The organism is Desulfuromonadales bacterium, from assembly GCA_035620395.1.
GTDB lineage: Bacteria > Desulfobacterota > Desulfuromonadia > Desulfuromonadales > DASPGW01 > DASPGW01.
The window spans coordinates 1-19,371 of the sequence record DASPGW010000182.1; the positions used below are offsets into that span (position 1 = coordinate 1).

Sequence of the window (19,371 nt, forward strand, 5' to 3'; positions counted from 1 at the left end):
CCGCGAACATCGCGGGGGAGTTCCCGGAATGTCGTCGGGATGAGCCGGTCGGCACCCCGCACCTCCCGGGTGGTAATCGTAACATCTTCCCCCGTCACGAGCTCCAGCGCCCCGCCTTCCATCAGGCCGGTGCGGATTTTAGGTCCCTGCAGATCACCGAGGATCGCCACCGCCCTTTGCCGCCGGCGCGACAGCTCACGGATGCGCTGGATCAGCACCACCTTGGACGCCTGGTCCCCATGCGAAAAGTTCAGGCGGAAGACGTCCGCGCCGGCCTCCATGAGGGCAAGCAGCATGGCCTCCGACTCGCTGGCCGGGCCGACGGTGGCGACAATCTTGGTGCGGCGGAACATGGCATCTCCTCCCTTGCCGGTCCCGGATGGTTTAGCTGCCGGAACTGAAAAAGACCCTCCCCGCACGGGAAGGGCCTGGGGTACCGCGGGTCGCGGCCGTCCGGATCAATGGTGGTAACGGCCCTTGTACTCGGTGTGCGCCTTGTCCGGGCCCTTGTGGCAACGAAAGCAGCGTTCCTCCGTCACCTTCTTCTGCTCGATGGGCGAAGCTTGTGGCGGCAGCACCGACTCCGGCCTCTGCCACGGGTTCTTGCCGGTTTCGTCGGTCAGCATGGCCGGCGAATAGGCCACCTTCCAATCGGCGCTGATCTGCTTGGTATGGCACTGGTCACACCCCCCGGGAGGCGGAATGGCCTTCCACGAACCGAACATGGCGCAGCCGACAAGGAACGCGGTAAAAAGAACCGGCGCGAGCATTTTCTTCATGAGAGCCCCTGCTTTCCTTTCTTCTTGAATATTTGGCGAAACTATAACATACCCCTCGGGGGTGGCAAACGGCAAAACACCGCAAATGGCAAAACGGTTGCCGCCTGCCTGCCGGCTGTGCTATGTATAGTTTTTTGCCGCCGAATGGAGCGTTTATCCTTATGTTTCGCATGAATCCAGGCAAATACTGGCGCCTCGCCCTGCTCGGGCTGGCCGGCTGCTTTCTCGCCGGAGTACTGGCCCTGCTCGGTGCCTACCTGTATGTTTCCAACTCCCTTCCCCGGGTCGACACTCTGGCCGACTACCGCCCCCCTGTCATCACCCGTGTCTTCGGCGACGACGGCACGGTCATCGCGGAGTTTTACAAGGAACGGCGGATCGTTGTTCCCGTCTCACGCATGCCAAAGCAGCTCATTCAGGCCTTCGTCGCCGCCGAGGATGCCAATTTCTTCCAGCACCAGGGGGTCGACTTCGTCTCCATTCTACGGGCCGCCATCAAGAACCTGCTGGCCGGCGGCATCGTTCAGGGAGGGAGCACGATTACCCAGCAGGTCGCCAAAAGCCTGCTGCTGACGCCCGAGAAAAAATTTTCCCGCAAGTTCAAGGAGGCCATCCTCGCCTGGCGCATGGAGCAGAAGCTCTCCAAGGACGATATCCTCTACCTCTACCTGAATCAGATTTTCCTCGGCCACGGCGCCTACGGCGTCCAGGCGGCCAGTGAAAACTACTTCGACAAGGACGTCGAGGCACTCACCCTGGCCGAGATGGCCATGCTCGCCGGTCTCCCCCAGGCGCCTAGCCGCTACTCGCCCTATGAGCACCTCGCCCGGGCCAAGGAGCGGCAGAAGTACGTGCTCGGCCGCATGGTGCATGAGGGCTACATCACCGAAGCCACTGCCCAGGCGGCCTTCGCCAGGGAACTCACCATCCACCCGCGGGTCAACCGGCACGTCGCCGGCGCTGCCTACTTTGCCGAACAGGTGCGCCGTTACCTGGAGCAGACCTACGGCGATGAAGCGCTCAATACCGGCGGCCTGCAGGTCCACACCACCATGGACGTGGCGATGCAGGAAGCGGCAGAGCGCGCGGTTCGGCAGAACCTGCATGAGCACGACAAGCGGCAGGGATACCGCGGCCCGCAGAAAGTCCTTTCCGAGGGGGAAGAGCGCGAGTTCCTCGCCGAGCAGGCGATCGCCCTTGAAAAACGGCCTCCGGTTCCCGGGGAGCTGCTCAAGGCCGTTCTCAGCGGCGGCACTGGCAAGTTTCTGCAGGTACGCATTGGCCGCAGCGGTGGCGAGATTCCCTTGGAGTCTACCAGTTGGGCCGGCCCATTGCGGGTCGTCAGTCGCGACAAGACCCCGGGCAAAGCCCGCCTGCCGATCGGCTCACTGCTCGAAGTGCGCGTCGAGAAGCGGCGCGCCGACGGCTCGCTGCTGCTTTCCCTCGACCAGACCCCGCTGACGGAGGGCGCCCTGGTTGCCCTGGAGCCCGGCAGCGGCCATGTCAAGGCCATGGTCGGCGGCTACGATTTCGCCCGCAGCCAGTTCAATCGGGCACTCCAGGCTCGCCGGCTGCCGGGCTCCGCGATCAAACCGCTCATCTATGCCGCGGCCCTTGACAAGGGTTACACTCCGGCCTCTGTCATTCTCGACACCCCGATAATCTACAAGGATCGGCTGGAGAGCGGGGAATTAACCGAATGGAAACCGAAGAACTACGATGAGAAGTTCTACGGTGCTGTTTCGGTGCGTTCCGCTCTGACCCACTCGATGAACATCATCACCATCAAGATGCTTGAGGATATCGGCGTCAGCTATGCCGCCAGCTACGCCAGGAAACTCGGCATCACCTCTCCCATGGCTCGTGACCTGACCATGGCTCTCGGCTCCTCCGCCCTGACCCCCATCGAGTTGGCCACCGCCTATAACGTATTTGCCAGCAGCGGCGTCCGGGTGAGTCCTGCCTACATCACCCGGATTGCCGACCGAGACGGCCGCATCCTCGAGTCGGTCGATCCTGTCGACTTCCCGGAGGGACCGAAGCAGGGACAACGTCTCATTCCGCAGACGGCAGAACGGGTGATCTCGCCTGAAACTGCCTATCTGGTCACCAACCTCATGGAGAGCGTCGTACGCAACGGGACCGGTGCCCGCGCTCAGGCACTCGGTCGGCCGGTCGCCGGCAAAACCGGGACCACCAACGATATGAAGGACGCCTGGTTCGCCGGCTTCGTGCCGCAACTGGTGGCGGTTTCGTGGATCGGCTATGATCAGGAGCGGTCCCTGGGGAGGGGTGAAACCGGCTCCCGCGCCGCCCTGCCCGGGTGGCTCGCCTTCATGCAGGAGGCGGTCAAGGGGATGGAGCCTCTCGATTTTCCGGTTCCCGACGGCGTCGAATTCCGCCCCATCGACAGGGAAACCGGGTTGCTCGCCCCGGGAGACAGCACTCAGGCCTACATCGAGGCCTTCGCCAGCGGTACCGCCCCAACCCGTTACGCGCTCGACGCCAAACGGCCCAAGGCCCGGGACTTCTTCCGCCTCGACAGCGAAGACAATTACTGATTTTCAATTCATCGGACCGCTGAAAAGGCCACACCCATCAGGATGTGGCCTTTTTGATGTCCGAAGGTCGGCAAGCAGGCCAAGGACCGTCCGCCACTGCTGTAAAGCAATCCCTTGGCTGGTCGCGATCCTTGAACGGCAAAACCGGTACAGGGAGGAGGCGTCCCCGGTACCGGCTTTGATCCGCAAACGTGAGAAAGAAACGAAAGGAAGAAGGTTTCTCCGGCCCGCCTGCCACAACAGGCCTTCGATGGTTAACAGTATAACCCGGTGAGTACAGGTTTCCACGTGCCGACGCGTGAAAATTCCGCGAAGGATGGGCGGTGTGGAGTGTGGATTTGCGCAGTTTCAAGGGACAGGGCAGCCTCGACGGCCCCCAGGGTGCTCTCCTCATTTCGACTTGTTTACCCCGATCCGCGGGCAGAGCTCGAACACCGGGCATGTGGAGCAGAGGGGAACCGGGGCCTTGCAGATACGCCGGCCGTGAAAAATGAGAACGTGGCTGGCCCAGGTCCACTTCTCTTTCGGCAGCAGCCGGCAGAGATCACGCTCGATCTTCCCGGGATCTCTTTCCCGGGTCCAGCCCAGTCGGGTCGCGACACGCCCGACATGGGTGTCGACCACCATACCCGGGACGCCAAAGGCGTTGCCAAGCACTACATTGGCGGTCTTGCGCCCGACGCCGGGAAGTGCTGTCAGCTCCTCCATGGTCTGCGGCACCTCGCCTCCGTGACGTTCAATGAGGGCCGATGCGCAGCCAATCAGGCTTTTTGCCTTGTTCCGGAAGAAACCCGTAGAGCGGATGTCCTGCTCCAGTTGGTCGAGGTCGGCCTCGGCATAAGCCCTGGCATGGGGATATTTGCGAAACAGATCCCTGGTGACCAGGTTCACCCGCACATCGGTGCACTGCGCCGAGAGGATGGTCGCCACCAGCAGTTCCAGGGGGCTGGTGAAGTTCAAGGCAATGCAGGCGTCAGCATGGACCTGCTCCAGGATGGCAAGAACCCGGCCGGCCTCTTGTCTCGGCTTCATCTGCGTCATGCGCCCCTCTCACTCGCTCCGTTGCTGCACGCGCGGTTTGACTCCGGCAATCCCTGCAGGGTCACCAATCCATCAACTGTTTCCACAGTCTTATCCACAGGCATGATAGCCAGCCCCCCCCTTACCCCGGGGCGATTTCCATCCGGCTGTGGCTGAGTTTTTCAAGTTTGAGGTAGGTGCGGGGATCGCAAATCTGCACCGTCAGGACGAGAGGCAGGTGGGAAGAAGCGTTACGGGCGAGTGTCCCGCGCGGAATCATTGCATCGACCACTCGCAGATCACCGCAGAGGTAGGCCCGGTCTCTTGTCACCAGCGGCCAGCGGGCCGGAAAGGTGGCACTCCAGAGCGGTCCCCGGGCCTTGCGCAGACGGCCGGAGAGATAAGTGCCGCCCGGGCCTCCCCCCATGTCGGCGAAATCGCCCAGAACCAGCACGGGGCAGGCCAGACTGCGGTTGCCGAGGATGTCCGGGCCGAGGAGCCTGGCCATCTGGCCATGGCGGCCAGCCGCATCGAGGCGCAGATTGATCAGGTGCACCCGCTTGCCGGCAACATCCAGATCGGCCCGCAGACAGCAACCGCCATGAAGATCGAAGGCGCAGATGCCCCGCAGTGGATAATAGGAGAGAAACGCGTTGCTGCAATCGGCATGGTCATAGCGCCGCATGCCGAGGCGTTCGGCCAGGTAGGCGAGGTACTCCTGACCAGAGGCGGATTCGATTTCCTGCAGGGCAACGATATCGGGTGCCGCTTCGCCGATGACCTGGAGAATGCGGTCGGGGTCGACATTGTCGTCGCCGCCTCGGCAACCGTGGATATTGTAGGTCATGATGCGGATGGTAGTCACAACACCCCCTCCTGCTTCAAGACTGCCCTCGACAGTTCACCCGTTCCACGGCCGCAGCCTTCGCGGCCGAGAGCTACTCCTTGAGCCTCTTGGCCCCTTTGATGAGGACCGGCTCCACCGGAAAGTCCTGAAAAAGCGCGTCTCGCCTATGCGTAGGACCGGCAGCAATCTTATCGACCACATCCATGCCCTCAACGACTCTGCCGAAGACGGCATAACCATACGCAGAGGGGGCTTTGCTCTGGTGGTTGAGAAAACCATTATCCTTGAGATTGATGAAAAACTGGCTGGTGGCACTGTCAACCACGTTCGTTCGCGCCATGGCAATCGTCCCGCGATCGTTTTTCAGTCCGTTGTCGGCTTCGTTCTTTATGGGCGGACGGGTCTTTTTTTGCACCCCTTCTGCAGAAAAACCACCCCCCTGGATCATGAAATCCTTGATGACCCGGTGAAAGATCGTGCCCTCGAAATAGCCTGCATCCACATAGTCCAGGAAATTTTTTACCGTTACCGGAGCCTTGTCATCGTAAAGTTCGAGCTTGATATCGCCACGGGTGGTCTGGAGCACCACGTACTCTTTGGCAAAAGCTGGTCCGGCCAGCAACAACAACACTAGTCCGCAGAAAGCGCTTCGCAACATGATATTTTCTCCTTTTCCCGTTCAGGCCCCTTCAGGTTTGAGTTCCCGCAGCATCAGGTCGGCCACCGCCTGGCGGGCCTCTTTTCCCGCGTAGAGAATAAGATACATCTGTTCAATGATCGGTGCCTCCACCCCCAGCTTGCGGGTCAACTGGTAGGCGGAAAGGGTCGTTTTGACACCCTCGGCCACCATCTTCATCCCGCCCAGAATCTCTTCGAGTTTTCTGCCCCGTCCCAGCTCCATCCCCACGGTTCGATTTCGGGAAAGGTCGCCGGTGCAGGTCAACACCAGGTCTCCCATTCCGGCCAGGCCGGCAAAAGTTGCCGGGTTGGCTCCCATCGCCGTGCCGAGGCGGGTCATCTCCGCCAAGCCCCGGGTAATGAGGGCCGCCCGGGTATTGTAGCCGAAACCCAGGCCATCGGAAACCCCGGCCGCCACGGCAATGACGTTTTTCAGGGCGCCGCCGAGTTCAACGCCGATGACGTCGTCGTTGGTATAGACACGGAAGGTCTCGGTACTGAAGACCTCCTGAACCCTGCGGGCAACATCCACCCGGCTGGCAGCCGCGACCACGGCGGTCGGCATGCCGGCGGCCACTTCCCGGGCAAAGGATGGTCCCGAGAGAAAGGCCAGTCCCTCGGCAATCTCAATCGGCAGGACCTCAAGAAGAACTTCGGACATCGGCAGCAGAGTATCGTTCTCGATCCCCTTGGCGGCGGACACAAGCAGCGCGCCAGGCTCGATGTCTGCCGCCGCCTGCTTCATCACACTCCGCATGACCTGCGAGGGGGGCACCAGCACCAGCAGTTCGCGGCTGGCGACGGCCTCCCTGAGGTCGGCGGTAAAGGTCAGGCCGGGCGCCAGGGTAAATCCGGGCAGATAGAGGTCGTTTTCGCGGGTTTCAGCCATCCGCGCGACCAGTTCCTTTTCATAGGCCCAGAGGGTTACGTCAAACCCTTTTCTGGCCAGCAGGTCGGCAAGAGTCGACCCCCAGCTGCCAGCACCGATGACTCCAATTTTCATGGCAGAGTTCCCGTCTAGATGGCTTTTTTCTTCTTGCGCATGCGCTCCTGGACCTGTTCGATCTTCTTCGCCACTGCTTCGGTATTGGGATAAGCCCCCGTCAGTGATTCGAGCACCCTCAGTGCCTCGCTCAGCTCTTCCCGCTCTTCCAGCGAGGTGGCCAGGCCATAGCGCGCCTCGAGGGCGTAGGTACTCTCCGGCCACCGCTCGGAAACCCGGCGGAAAACAGCCTCGGCCTCCCTGGGGTGTCCCTCGAGCGACCAGGTGACGGCGATGCGATATTCAACTTCGGGCAGCAAGGCACTGCCAGGGAAGTTTTTCAGCAGGCTCTCGAACTCGATGCGGGCCTGCTCGAAGTTTTCCAGGCGAAAGTAGGTATCCGCGACTTCGTACTGAATGCGGTCACCGCCTTCTGCTCCGCTGTCGAGAAGTTTCTGGTAGGCGACGATCGCCCGCGGGTAGTCGCGCAGCCGGTTCTTGTAGATATCGGCCACCTGCCGCTGGGCACGGCGTGATAGTTCCGTGTTCGGATAGTCCTTTTCCACCAGCAGGTAGGCCAGCACCGCCTCGTGGTAGTTCTGCAGATAGAGGTTGAGGATCTCCCCCGCCTGAAAGATGGCCTGGGGCGCCTGGGAGTAACTCGGATGATGCTCGTAAATCCGGCGGAAAGCCTCGACCGCCTGCTCGTACCGCTGCTCCTCGAGCAGCGCCTCGGCCTGGCTGAAATCATCCGTCAGCAACTCACCGAGGTGTGTCATGTAGTAGATCAGTCCGCCGAAGAGCAGAATCAGGATGAGCAGGGCGCCACGGATCAGAAGTCGGTGTTTCTTAGAATTCTTCCTCCGCCTCTTCAGTTCCTCCCGCAAAATCCTCTTCTTCAGCTTCTGAATCTCCATGCTCTTCGTCCTTCTCGGCGAGTTTGGCCACCGCCACGATCCGCTCTCCCGGCTCCAGCACCATCAGACGCACGCCCTGGGTGTTGCGACCGATGACCGAAAGATGGGCAACTCCTGTGCGCAACACCTTACCGCGGTCCGTGATGAACATCAGATCATCATCCTCGTCGACCAGTTTGATGTCGACCACCTTGCCGTTGCGTTCGGAGGTCTTGATGGTGATGATCCCCTTGCCGCCACGGCTCTGCACACGGTATTCATCAAGGTCGGTGCGCTTGCCGTAGCCGTTTTCGGTGACCGTCACCAGGGTGGCGGCAGTGGCATCGGTGACCGTCTCCATGCCGATCACCCGGTCGTCGTCCTCGAGCAGCATACCCCGGACGCCGCGGGCCGTGCGGCCCATGCTGCGGACGTCCCCTTCCGGGAAGCGGATCGACTTGCCGTTGCGGCTCGCCAGCAGGATGTCGGTCGAACCGTCGGTCAGACGGGCGGCAATCAACCGGTCTCCCTCGTCGATGGTCAGGGCGATGATGCCGCCGGCGCGGGGATTGGCGTACGCCATCAATTCGGTTTTCTTGACTGTCCCCTGCTGGGTGGCGGTGATGATGAACTTGCCGTCGACGAATTCCTTGACCGGTAAAATGGTCGTTACCTTTTCGCCGGAGGCGAGCTGCAGCAGATTGACGATCGCCTTGCCGCGCGAGGCCCGTCCGCCCTGCGGAATCTCATGGACCTTGAGCCAGTAGACCTTGCCGAGGTCGGTGAAGACCATGATGTAGGAGTGGGTCGAAGCGATGAAGAGCCTCTCGACGAAATCCTCCTCCTTCGGCCGCATCCCGGTTTTCCCCTTGCCGCCGCGACGCTGGGCGCGGTAGAGGGAGACGGCATTGCGCTTGATGTAGCCGCCGTGGCTGACGGTCACCACCATGTCCTCCTCGACGATCAGGTCCTCCAGAGAGAGTTCGCCGGTCTTCTCGATGATCTCCGTGCGGCGGGCGTCGCCGAAGCGCTCCTTGATCTCCAGCAGCTCGGTCTTGATGATGTTGAGGATCTCCACCTCGCTCGCCAGAATCTCCTTGAGCCGCTTGATCAGGGCGAGGATGTCGTTGTACTCGGCGATGATCTTGTCCCGCTCCAGGCCGGTGAGGCGGTGCAGACGCATGTCGAGGATAGCTTGGGCCTGCAGCTCGGAGAAGGCGAAGCGTCCCATCAGCCGCTCTTTGGCCTCGGCCGGATTGGCGCTGGTCTTGATGATCTGGATGACCTCGTCGAGGTTCTCCAGGGCGATCTTGAGTCCTTCCAGGATGTGGGCTCTTGCCTCGGCCTTCTTCAGGTCGAAGATGCAGCGCCGGGTGACGATCTCCTTGCGGTGCTCGATGAAGCGGTCGAGCACCTCGCGCAGGGTGAGGACGCGCGGCTGGCCGGCGACAATGGCCAACATGATGATCCCGAAGGAGGACTGCATCTGGGTCATCTTGTAAAGCTGGTTGAGTATGACCTGGGGGATGGCCTCCTTCTTCAGCTCGACGACGATGCGCATGCCGTCGCGGTCCGACTCGTCGCGCAGGTCGGCAATCCCCTCGATCTTCTTTTCCTTGACCAGGTCGGCGATCTTCTCGATCAGGCGCGCCTTGTTGACCTGGAAAGGGATTTCCGAGACGACGATGCTCTCCTTGCCGGTGCGCCGGTCCTTTTCCACCAGGGCACGGGCCCGCATCTGGACGATGCCCCGGCCGCTGCGGTAGGCCTCGCGGATCCCCTCGCGCCCGAGGATGAAGGCTCCGGTCGGGAAATCGGGACCTGGAATTCTCCTGATCAGCTCTTCATAGTCGAGGGTCGGGTCGTCGATCACGGCGATCAGCCCGTCGATGACCTCGCGTAGGTTGTGAGGCGGAATCTTCGTCGCCATGCCGACAGCGATCCCCTCGGAGCCGTTGACCAGCAGGTTGGGGAACTTGCAGGGGAGCACCAGCGGCTCCTGCAGCGAGTCGTCGTAGTTCGGGCCGAAGTCGACCGTTTCCTTGTCGATGTCGGCCAGCAATTCGTGCGCCAGGCGGGACATGCGCACTTCGGTGTAACGCATGGCGGCGGCCGAATCACCGTCGACGGAACCGAAGTTTCCCTGACCATCGACCAGCGGGTAGCGCAGGGAAAAGCTTTGCGCCATGCGCACGATGGTGTCGTAGGCTGCCGTGTCGCCATGCGGGTGGTATTTACCGATGACGTCACCGACCACGCGGGCCGATTTCTTGTACGGCTTGTTCCACTCGTTGCCCAGCTCGCTCATGGCGAAGAGGACCCGCCGGTGCACGGGCTTGAGGCCGTCGCGCACGTCGGGCAGGGCCCGGCCGATGATGACGCTCATCGCATAGTCCATGTAGGACTTGCGCATTTCGTCTTCGATGTTGACGCTGATCTTGTTCTGTTGATTAAGCACGATTTTCCTCCGGAAAATCAGGCTAGAGGCCATAGGCTAAAGGCTTGAGGAAAAAAGTCTTTCCTCGTGCCTCGTGCCTCTAACCTCGCGCCCGCTTTTTAGATGTCCAGATTCGACACGTTGAGGGCGTTGTTTTCGATAAACTCGCGGCGCGGTTCGACCTGGTCCCCCATCAGAATGGTAAATATCTCGTCGGCCTCGACGGCATCCTCAATTCTGACCTGGAGCAGCACTCGTTTTCCCGGCTCCGGATTCATTGTCGTTTCCCAAAGCTGTTCGGGATTCATTTCCCCCAGTCCCTTGTAGCGCTGAATGTATTGTCCCTTCTTTGCCCGGTCAATAAAGAACTGCAGCAGCTCCTGGCGGTTGGCGACCGTCGCCTCTTCTTTACCTTCACTGGCGATGAAGGCCTTCTCTCCCAGACAGATATCTTCTACCTTCCGGTAGGCCGGCAACAGCAACTTGTTGTATTCGTGGGAGGAAAGAGCCTCCAGAGTCGCCTGGTCGATCCGGGCGCGAATGTTCCCCAGGGTGAATAGGATACGGGCCGGCTCCTGCAACACCTCGAAGCTCGCCCTCGGCTCGACTGCTCTGAGCTTTTCCGCCAGGGGGTTGAGGTCGACCATATCGGCAAAGCCGTTCTGGATCTTTCCGTCAACGAAGATGCGCAGGACCTCGCTGTTTACCCCCTTGTGCACCATCTTCTCGAAGTGCTCATTGAAATCGATGATGTTGCGCAGCGTCGGGATAATCTGTCTCCCGCGCATCACCTTGCCGCTCTTCTCCATCTGCACGCTCATCCCCTCGACCCCTTCATCGAGCAGGTAGTCGAGGAGCGCCGTTTCGTCCTTGAGGTAGATTTCCTTTTTGCCCCGCTTGGCCTTGTAGAGTGGGGGCTGGGCGATATAAAGATGGCCGCGCTCCACCAGTTCCGGCATCTGGCGGAAGAAGAAGGTGAGCAGCAGGGTACGAATGTGCGAGCCGTCGACGTCAGCGTCGGTCATGATGATGATGCGGTGGTAGCGCAGCTTGGCGATGTCGAAATCTTCCTTGCCGATGCTGGTCCCCATCGCCGTAATCAGGGTACGGATCTCGTTGGAAGTGAGCATCTTGTCGAAGCGCGCCTTCTCGACGTTAAGGATCTTCCCCTTGAGCGGCAGGATCGCCTGTGTACGGCGGTCCCGCCCCTGCTTGGCGCTGCCGCCGGCGCTGTCCCCCTCGACCAGGTAGATTTCGCAGAGTGCGGGGTCCTTCTCCTGGCAGTCGGCCAGTTTTCCGGGCAGGGCGAGTCCGTCCATGGCGCCTTTGCGCCGGGTGAGGTCACGGGCCTTGCGCGCCGCCTCCCGGGCGCGGGCCGCTTCGATCCCCTTTTCCAGTATCTTGCGCGCTACCTGGGGGTTCTCCTCCAGGTAGCTGGCCAGCTTCTCGTTCATCAGGGTTTCGACATACCCCTTGATCTCCGAGTTCCCCAGTTTGGTCTTGGTCTGCCCCTCGAACTGCGGATCGGGAACCTTCACCGAGATGACCGCCGCCATTCCTTCGCGCAGGTCGTCGCCGGAAATGGTCGTCTTGATGTTCTTGAGCAGATTATTGGCGGTAGCGTAGGTGTTCATGGTACGGGTCAGCGCCGCCTTGAAACCGATCAGGTGCGTGCCGCCCTCGTGGGTATTGATGTTGTTGGCGAAGGAGAAGATCTTCTCATCGTAGCCGTCGTTGTACTGGATGGCTACTTCGATCTCCACCCCTTCCTTCTCTCCTTTGAAGAAGATTGGGGATGGGTGTAGAGGGGTCTTGGCGCGATTGATATATTCCACGAAGGAGGCGATTCCCCCTTCGTAGTGGAAATCGTGCCGCTTTTCACTGCGCTCGTCGAGGATATGGATGCGGACGCCGCCGTTGAGGAAGGCCAGCTCGCGCAGACGCTGAGAGAGTGTTTCGAAGGAAAACTCCGTGGTTTCGAATATTTCAGGATCAGGCCAGAAGGTTATATGGGTGCCTCGTTTGGCCGTTTCTCCCTCTTCCTGCAGCGGCGCCACAGGCACTCCCCGATGGTAGGTCTGGCGATAGACACGGCCGCCGCGTCTAATTTCCAGTTCGAGCCGCTCCGAGAGGGCATTGACAACGGATATTCCAACGCCATGCAGGCCACCGGAGACCTTGTAGCTGTCGCTGTCGAACTTGCCGCCAGCGTGCAGTACGGTCATAACCACTTCGGCTGCAGATTTTTTTTGTGTCGAATGCATCTCTACCGGAATGCCGCGTCCGTTGTCCTCCACAGAGACCGAGCCGTCGACGTGAATAACCACGGAAACAGCATCGCAATGTCCGGCCAGGGCTTCATCGATGGAATTGTCGACAACTTCGTAGACCAGATGATGCAGTCCCATCGGTCCCGTGGACCCGATATACATGGCGGGCCGTTTGCGTACTGCGGAGAGGCCTTCAAGCACCTTGATGCTTTCTGCTCCGTATTCCTTTTCAATCAGTTCCGTCATATTTTCCTCATTCTCGAGAGTCTTCCTGAACAGTTCCCTGCGAGACCCGAAAAAAACGGGCCTGCTGGAGACCTTCTTTCAGCAAAGGCTGAATGTCCGTCGTAGTAATGAAGACCTGCCCGCGACGTTCCAACAGAAAGCGGAAAAAAAATCCTTGCCGCTGCCGGTCAAGTTCCCCGGTCATGTCATCCAAGAGCAAAACCGGTGATTCTCCTATTTGTTTCTCCAGATCCATGATTTGGGCGGTTTTAAAAGCCAGCATATAGGATCGCTGCTGTCCCTGTGAACCAAACATCCGCAGCGGGCGACCTTCGACCAGAAAAAGAGGGTCGTCCCGATGCGGTCCGGCCAACGTTTGTCCGATATCTCGTTCCCTTTGACGCTGTTTTGCAAGTTCACGCCGCAGGGATTGACGAAAGTTCTCTTCGTCAGGCGCGGAAGCCGGATAATGCAGATCGGCATCTTCATGTCCGCCGGTAATATTTCGGTAGGTCTCACGCAGTAGGGGCAGCAAACGCTCAAGGTAACATTGACGATCAAACCGAATGCGAGCGCCAGTGTTAATCAACTGCTCCGTCCAGGGGACTATTTCCGGTTCGCTCCTTCCTTCCTTTAAAAGACGGTTTCGTTGAAGCAAACTGCGCTCGTATTGCTGCGCTCTTTCGAGGTAAGACGGCTCTGCCTGATAAATAGCACGGTCAAGGAGAGCTCGACGGCCGGCAGGGTACCCTTTGATCAGGCCGACCTCTTCAGGGGAAAAAAGGACCGGGCGCAAATAGCCCATAAAAAGTCCTGCTTTTTTGACCTCCTTGCCATCTACTTTGGCTGATTTACCGGCCACGCTGATAGACAGTTCAATCCTGCGGCGAACGCCCTGACAGATTAAGTCTCCCGCAATTCGACTTCCTGGTGTGTTATGGCGAATTAGTTCTTCGCTCTTGTTGCTGCGAAAACTGCGGAGGTTTCCCAATAGATAAATGCCTTCAAGGAGGTTTGTCTTCCCCTGGGCATTATTACCCCATAAAATATTGAATTCAGGATCCGGATCAATAGCAACTTTTTCGATGTTGCGATAATCATTTAGAAAAAGTTTATGAATATGCATGATAATTCGAACTCATCATGAAAAAAGCCTTTTCACAAAGGCTTTTTTCATCACCAATCCGGCATTTTTCTACAGTCGCATGGGCATGACGACGGCGAGAAAATCATCATCGCCTTTAGAACGAATGAGTCCTGGTGACAGATTATCCTTTATTTGTAGAAGAACCTGATCACCACCCTGGGCTTGAAGAATATCAATAAGATATCGGGCATTGAAACCGATGGAAATTTCTGCCCCCTCATAGAGAACTTCCATGTCTTCACGAGCATCACCCAAATCGGGGTTCGAGGAGGATAATTCCATTAAATCTTTTTTTAAAATAATTTTTACCCCACGAGACTTTTCACTTGAAAGTATAGACATGCGACGAAGCGCATGTAAAAAGGTATCTTGACCTATTTGGACAGTTAAATTATTGCTTTTAGGTATGACTCGATTATAGTCCGGAAATTCGCCGTCAACCAGGCGCATAACGACAATGGTCTGATCTTTTTTAATAACAGCATTATTATCCATGAAACCGAGATATATTTCACTATCCCCTTCATCTGCAATTTTTTTAAGTTCGAAAATACCTTTTCGTGGAAATATTACGCCTTTTTGTAGTTGTTCTATTTGAGTATTATTAATTTCTCTTTGAATAGTAGCAAGGCGATGTCCATCTGTTGCCACCATACGGAGTAAATTTCGTCCGCTTTCTTCTAATGTTTTAAAATAAATTCCATTTAAATTATATTTGCTTTCGTCAGTTGAAATGGAAAAAAAAGTTTTTTCAATCATCTCTTTAAGTAGAGAGCTTTTTATTATAATGAAATTATCTTCTTCAGGTTTAGGAAAATAAGGAAATTCTTCAGCAGACAATCCGACTATGTTAAAAAAAGCTTTTCCACAACGTATTTCTATCCAGCAATTTTCTTTTGAAATAAATGAAATTTCCTTTTCAGGAAGCTCTTTAATTATTTCATGAATTTTCTTTGCTGATACAGTTACTTTTCCTGGAGTTTTTACTGCAGCTGGATAAATTGCTTTCATTCCAACTTCCAGGTCTGTGGCTGTTAAATGAATTTCTCCATCACTTGCCTCTATGAGGACATTGGAAAGAATTGGAATGGTATTCCTTTTTTCTACAATCCCCTGGACGCGACTCAATCCTTTGAGAAAAACCTCCTTTTCAACCGTAAAATGCATGAGGCCCTCCTTTAACAGGCTACTGTTTCTATTATTTTATAAATTCTTTTAGTCTATAGTAATAATAGCTGTGAATTAGTGGATAAATTTAAATTTGTCTGTAAAAATAGTTATTTATCCTGTTTATAAACCTGTATGAAAAAACTTGCTTTCACTGGCATGTCTGTTGATAAGGTTTTAATGTTTTTAGTTTTCCCCAGCATATACCGTTTTATTCACACAGGGGGTGAATCGTTTTATATTGAATTTTTTTAGTGAAGAAAACCGTTTTTTATTCCATTAATAATGGATCTCAATTGAAAATCCTGGTCCAACTGCTTCTCTATTTTTTTTATGGCATGAATAATAGTTGAATGGTCTTTCCCGCCGAAACGTTCGCCAATCTCTGGATATGAACATGATGTAAGTTGCCGTGCCAAGTACATGGCAATTTGTCGTGGTAAAACAAGGGCTTTAAGGCGCTTGGGTGATTTAAGGTCGGCGACTTTAATATTGAAGTGGTTCGCTACAATTTTCTGGATTTCCTCTACGGTAATTTCCCGGTTTTTTTCTACCAAAATATCTTTGAGAATTTCTCGTGCCATAGACAGACTTACCGGTGTGGAAGTCAGGCTGGCATAAGCACCTATACGGATGAGAAAACCTTCCAATTCCCGCACATTACTGCTAACCGAAGTGGCCAGAAACTGGGTTACCTCTTCTGGCAGTTCAATTCCGTTATGTTCTGCTTTCATCTTCAATATAGCCTGTTTCGTTTCTACGTCTGGCGGTTGGATGTCGGCGATGAGTCCCCATTCAAAACGTGAACGCAGTCTTTCTTCCAACCCTGGAATTTCCTTTGGAAATTTATCTGAAGTAACAACTATTTGTTTGTGCGATTCATAAAGAGCGTTGAACGTGTGAAAAAATTCTTCCTGGGTTCGCTCTTTACCTGCAATAAACTGAACATCATCTATTAGAAGGACGTCCATGGAACGAAATTTGTTGCGAAATTCATCCATCTTTGCATATCTTAAGGAATTGATGAGCTCATTCATGAATTTTTCCGAGGTGTAGTAGCATACCCGCATCCCGGGATTTTTTTTCATGATGGCATTGCCGATGGCATTCACCAAATGCGTTTTTCCAAGTCCAACCCCACCGTAAATAAATAAAGGATTGTAGGTTGTCGCCGGGTTGCTTGCTACGGCCATTGCTGCTGCATAGGCGAACTGATTGGATGAACCAGCAACAAATTCATCGAAAACATACTTGCTATTAATGTTTCCCGTTCCGTTCCATTCACGCTGTTGGTTTTCTCGTGAAATATCAACCGGGGGAATATGACGAGTCGTTTCAATCTCGGAAATATTGGATTCCTTTTCCTGGAGATTGTTCCTGATTTCCAGTTGAATTCGATAGGCCACAGCGCCAATTCGGGAAACAGTTTCCCGGATCATCGGTATATAGTGGTCCCGTATCCAGTCACGGACGAAGCGGTTGGGAACCTCCAGCCGTATTACATCCTTTTCAACGCTGACAAAGCGAATAGCCTTGATCCAGGTGGAAAAATGCTGGGGATTCAGGGATTGCTCGAGATGAGCAAGTGTTTCTTGCCAGAGTCGATTCATGAATAGATCAATAGACGGTACCGTCAGGTGTTATTCTTTTGGTTAGGAACGGAGGATAATTAACACTTATCCACAGATTTGCCAACAGTTGTGGATAATGGTTTTTTCTTATCCAAAAAGGCGTGTTTTGCCGTTTTTGACACTCTATCCGAGCGGGTTGATGGACGCTTAAAGCTAACAGAGCTCCTAACCATTTGCAAGAATTTTCTAGCCTTTGCTTCCCCTGTGTTTGTTGGCTGAATGACCCCTGTTGTTCGTTTCATCTTGACAGGAAGGGCTAAATGTGTTTAAAGATACCCTTTGCCGAAAGTTAAAATAAGCTGGATTAAAAAATAATTAAGGAGTCATTATTATGAGCAAACGCACATACCAGCCGAGCCGAATTAAGAGAAAACGTACGCATGGTTTCCGTAAACGTATGCAGACCAAAAACGGTCAAATAGTTCTTAAACGGCGCCGTGCTAAAGGCCGCAAGCAACTTTCGGTTTCCATCCCGACAAAGTAATTGGACGTTCTCGTTACTATCAGGGACGGGAAGACCTTTCCGCCCACTTGCCGGCTCCATTGCCGTAAGGAATTCGATCATGTCTGGAAAGGTGGGCGCAGATATCACACCGCTCATTTTCTAGTCATTGTTATGCAAAGGCCTTCTGGCCCCACCAGACTTGGGTTGACTGTCAGCCGTAAGATTGGTGGGGCCGTTGCGCGTAATCGCGTCAAACGAATTCTGAGAGAATTTTTTCGCCTCTCATATGACCTATGGCCTTTTCCGGTTGACCTGGTAGTTGTCGCCAGGCAGGGGGCAGGAAAACTTTCGTACGCGGAATTAGCAGATGAGTTGGATATTTCGAAGGTCGTTCGTGCGACCCTGAGTCCATCATGTTCAAAAAAGCAGCTTTGATAACGATTCACTTTTATCAGTACTTCCTCTCTCCCCTTAAAGCACCCTCTTGCCGTTTTTATCCTTCCTGTTCCACCTATGCACTCCAGGCTATTGATAAGTATGGGATAGGGAGGGGGTTATTGATGAGCCTCAGGCGAATTGGCCGTTGTCATCCCTGGCACCCGGGTGGCCATGATCCCATTCACTGAGGGCAGTTACAAGATTGCATTCAAACAGGAGTTTTTCGGTGGAAAATAAAAATGTCGTAGTAGCTCTCATTCTCATGCTGGCTGTTTGGTTAGGATATTCCTTTCTTTTTCCTCCTCAGCAGCCCGCGCCTACATCTCCTCCTTCCTCGGCGCAAACCGAACCGGCACCGGTCTTGCCAGCACCATCGATCAATATTGCGACGGGTGTAAATCAGGAGTCGTTTTCGGTTGCATCGACGGAACAGGCTGAGGCCCGCGACCTGATCATTGAGACTGAAAAGTACAGGGCAGTTTTTTCTTCCGTCGGCGCACGGCTCAAGGTATTTGAACTCAAGGAATACAGGGTTTCCCCCAAGCCTGATTCTCCTCTCGTTTCGATTGTCACATCCAGTCAGGACCGCTTCGCAACCTTGCGCACCACCGGAAGTGAGGGTTTCGCTCTTTCTGCTGATGCCCGTTATACCGTTTCAGTTGCCGAGGGTACTCTACATCTTGCGGCTGGTGAATCTCGTCAGGTGGTGTTCCGCTCCGTTTCTCCTGGCGGGTTGCAGATCGAAAAAATCTTTACATTCCGGGGTGATCAGTACGATTTCGACTATCGTCTGCAGGTGACCAACGCCAGCAGTCTACCCGTCTCCGGCAACCTGAGCCTGTCTCTGGTGCATCAATGGGACGATTCCCAGGAAGGTGGTCAGCTTGAGTTTGTCGGTCCGGCAACACTGGCGGCCGATAAGCTGCACACCGATCAGGTCGACGATCTGGTCAAAGAGCCCCGCTCCTACGGGCAGGACGTCGTCTGGAGTGCTTTCGAGGATAAGTACTTCCTGAAAGCTGCCATTCCTTTGGAAGGGGCGGTTCAAAAGGTACTGGTGCAGAAAGATGCCGATATTGTCGAGAACGTTTTCGTCGCCCCAACTCGCACCCTGCACACCGGTGAAACCTTTTCGCTTGACTATCTTCTCTATTTTGGGCCCAAGGATCTTGATATCCTCAAGGTTGTCGATCATCAACTGGCTCGAGCTGTCGATTTTGGTTTTTTCGCTCCTATTGCCAGGCCGCTATTATACGTACTTAAATTTTTCTATTCCTTCATCGGCAACTATGGTGTTGCCATTATTTTACTGACAGCGATCATCAAGGCACTCTTCTGGCCGCTGACCCAGAAAAGCTACAGCTCGATGAAGGCGATGCAGAAGCTGCAGCCGGAGATGCTGCGGATCAAGGAGAAATACAAGAATGATCGCGAACGGCTGAATCGTGAGACCATGGAGCTTTACAAGACGAATCGGGTTAACCCTTTGGGGGGCTGTCTCCCGATGCTGGTGCAGATTCCCGTATTTTTCGCTTTATATAAAGTTCTTCTGGATGCTATTGAGTTACGGCACGCCCCTTTTGCGCTCTGGCTCACCGATCTGTCTGCCAAGGATCCCTATTACATTACTCCGATCGTCATGGGCGCCACCATGTTCATCCAGCAGAAGATGACCCCCACGAACATGGATCCAATGCAAGCAAAGATGTTCATGATCATGCCGATCGTCTTTACTTTTCTCTTTTTGAATTTTCCTTCCGGTCTGGTCATCTACTGGTTGGTCAACAACGTGCTAACCATTGTCCAGCAATTTTTCATCAATCGGAAAGCCTGATCGCAAAAGCACCG

16 protein-coding genes are annotated in these 19,371 nt (G+C 55.3%); 4 read left to right on the forward strand and 12 right to left on the reverse strand.

The window, feature by feature from the left end; all coding sequences use genetic code 11:
- Together VD811_09635 and VD811_09640 are read right to left on the reverse strand one after the other, a co-directional pair.
- A partial coding sequence (locus VD811_09635) for a pyruvate kinase (protein ID HXV21230.1) occupies positions 1 to 353 on the reverse strand: 353 nt, incomplete at its 3' end.
- A 105-nt stretch (positions 354 to 458) separates the two neighbouring features.
- A complete protein-coding gene (locus VD811_09640; GenBank protein HXV21231.1) occupies positions 459 to 779 on the reverse strand; it encodes a cytochrome C in 321 nt (106 codons plus the stop codon).
- A 161-nt stretch (positions 780 to 940) separates the two neighbouring features.
- On the opposite strand from VD811_09640, the gene VD811_09645 reads away from it, so the two are divergent.
- Complete coding sequence (locus tag VD811_09645) at positions 941 to 3,340, forward strand: PBP1A family penicillin-binding protein (protein HXV21232.1); 2,400 nt, start codon at positions 941 to 943, stop codon at positions 3,338 to 3,340.
- 390 nt (positions 3,341 to 3,730) lie between these two features.
- On the opposite strand, the gene nth is transcribed toward VD811_09645, so the two are convergent.
- The 10 genes from nth to dnaA form a co-directional block, all read right to left on the reverse strand.
- Positions 3,731 to 4,381 carry an endonuclease III gene (gene nth, locus VD811_09650; GenBank protein HXV21233.1) on the reverse strand — a complete coding sequence of 217 codons (651 nt, stop codon included), beginning with the start codon at positions 4,379 to 4,381 and terminating at the stop codon, positions 3,731 to 3,733.
- A 121-nt stretch (positions 4,382 to 4,502) separates the two neighbouring features.
- Positions 4,503 to 5,225 (reverse strand): endonuclease/exonuclease/phosphatase family protein, encoded by a 723-nt coding sequence (locus VD811_09655; protein HXV21234.1) that lies wholly within the window; start codon positions 5,223 to 5,225, stop codon positions 4,503 to 4,505.
- 73 nt (positions 5,226 to 5,298) lie between these two features.
- Complete coding sequence (locus VD811_09660; protein ID HXV21235.1) at positions 5,299 to 5,865, reverse strand: peptidylprolyl isomerase; 567 nt, start codon at positions 5,863 to 5,865, stop codon at positions 5,299 to 5,301.
- A gap of 21 nt (positions 5,866 to 5,886) precedes the next feature.
- Positions 5,887 to 6,888, reverse strand: a complete 1,002-nt coding sequence (locus VD811_09665; protein ID HXV21236.1) for an NAD(P)H-dependent glycerol-3-phosphate dehydrogenase — start codon at positions 6,886 to 6,888, stop codon at positions 5,887 to 5,889.
- Between the two features lie 14 nt (positions 6,889 to 6,902).
- A complete protein-coding gene (locus VD811_09670; GenBank protein HXV21237.1) occupies positions 6,903 to 7,784 on the reverse strand; it encodes a tetratricopeptide repeat protein in 882 nt (293 codons plus the stop codon).
- Positions 7,717 to 10,221 carry a DNA gyrase subunit A gene (gyrA, locus tag VD811_09675; protein ID HXV21238.1) on the reverse strand — a complete coding sequence of 835 codons (2,505 nt, stop codon included), beginning with the start codon at positions 10,219 to 10,221 and terminating at the stop codon, positions 7,717 to 7,719. Before gyrA ends, VD811_09670 begins: the two co-directional genes overlap by 68 nt.
- A 98-nt stretch (positions 10,222 to 10,319) precedes the next feature.
- Positions 10,320 to 12,716, reverse strand: a complete 2,397-nt coding sequence (gene gyrB / locus VD811_09680) for a DNA topoisomerase (ATP-hydrolyzing) subunit B (GenBank protein HXV21239.1) — start codon at positions 12,714 to 12,716, stop codon at positions 10,320 to 10,322.
- A 7-nt stretch (positions 12,717 to 12,723) separates the two neighbouring features.
- Positions 12,724 to 13,821 carry a DNA replication/repair protein RecF gene (recF, locus tag VD811_09685; protein ID HXV21240.1) on the reverse strand — a complete coding sequence of 366 codons (1,098 nt, stop codon included), beginning with the start codon at positions 13,819 to 13,821 and terminating at the stop codon, positions 12,724 to 12,726.
- A 69-nt stretch (positions 13,822 to 13,890) separates the two neighbouring features.
- The gene (gene dnaN / locus VD811_09690) at positions 13,891 to 15,009 is read right to left on the reverse strand and encodes a DNA polymerase III subunit beta (GenBank protein HXV21241.1); all 1,119 of its coding nucleotides are present in this window, start codon (positions 15,007 to 15,009) and stop codon (positions 13,891 to 13,893) included.
- Positions 15,010 to 15,260: 251 nt separating this feature from the next.
- Complete coding sequence (gene dnaA, locus VD811_09695; GenBank protein HXV21242.1) at positions 15,261 to 16,619, reverse strand: chromosomal replication initiator protein DnaA; 1,359 nt, start codon at positions 16,617 to 16,619, stop codon at positions 15,261 to 15,263.
- 352 nt (positions 16,620 to 16,971) lie between these two features.
- Between dnaA and rpmH the strand changes: the two genes are divergently transcribed.
- From rpmH to yidC, 3 genes are all read left to right on the forward strand, one after another.
- Positions 16,972 to 17,124, forward strand: a complete 153-nt coding sequence (gene rpmH, locus VD811_09700) for a 50S ribosomal protein L34 (protein HXV21243.1) — start codon at positions 16,972 to 16,974, stop codon at positions 17,122 to 17,124.
- A 374-nt stretch (positions 17,125 to 17,498) separates the two neighbouring features.
- Positions 17,499 to 17,711, forward strand: coding sequence for a membrane protein insertion efficiency factor YidD (gene yidD, locus VD811_09705; protein ID HXV21244.1), 213 nt, complete (start codon positions 17,499 to 17,501; stop codon positions 17,709 to 17,711).
- Positions 17,712 to 17,749: 38 nt separating this feature from the next.
- Positions 17,750 to 19,357: a membrane protein insertase YidC gene (gene yidC / locus VD811_09710; protein ID HXV21245.1), complete on the forward strand. Its 1,608-nt coding sequence runs from the start codon at positions 17,750 to 17,752 to the stop codon at positions 19,355 to 19,357.
- Positions 19,358 to 19,371 lie beyond the last annotated feature (14 nt).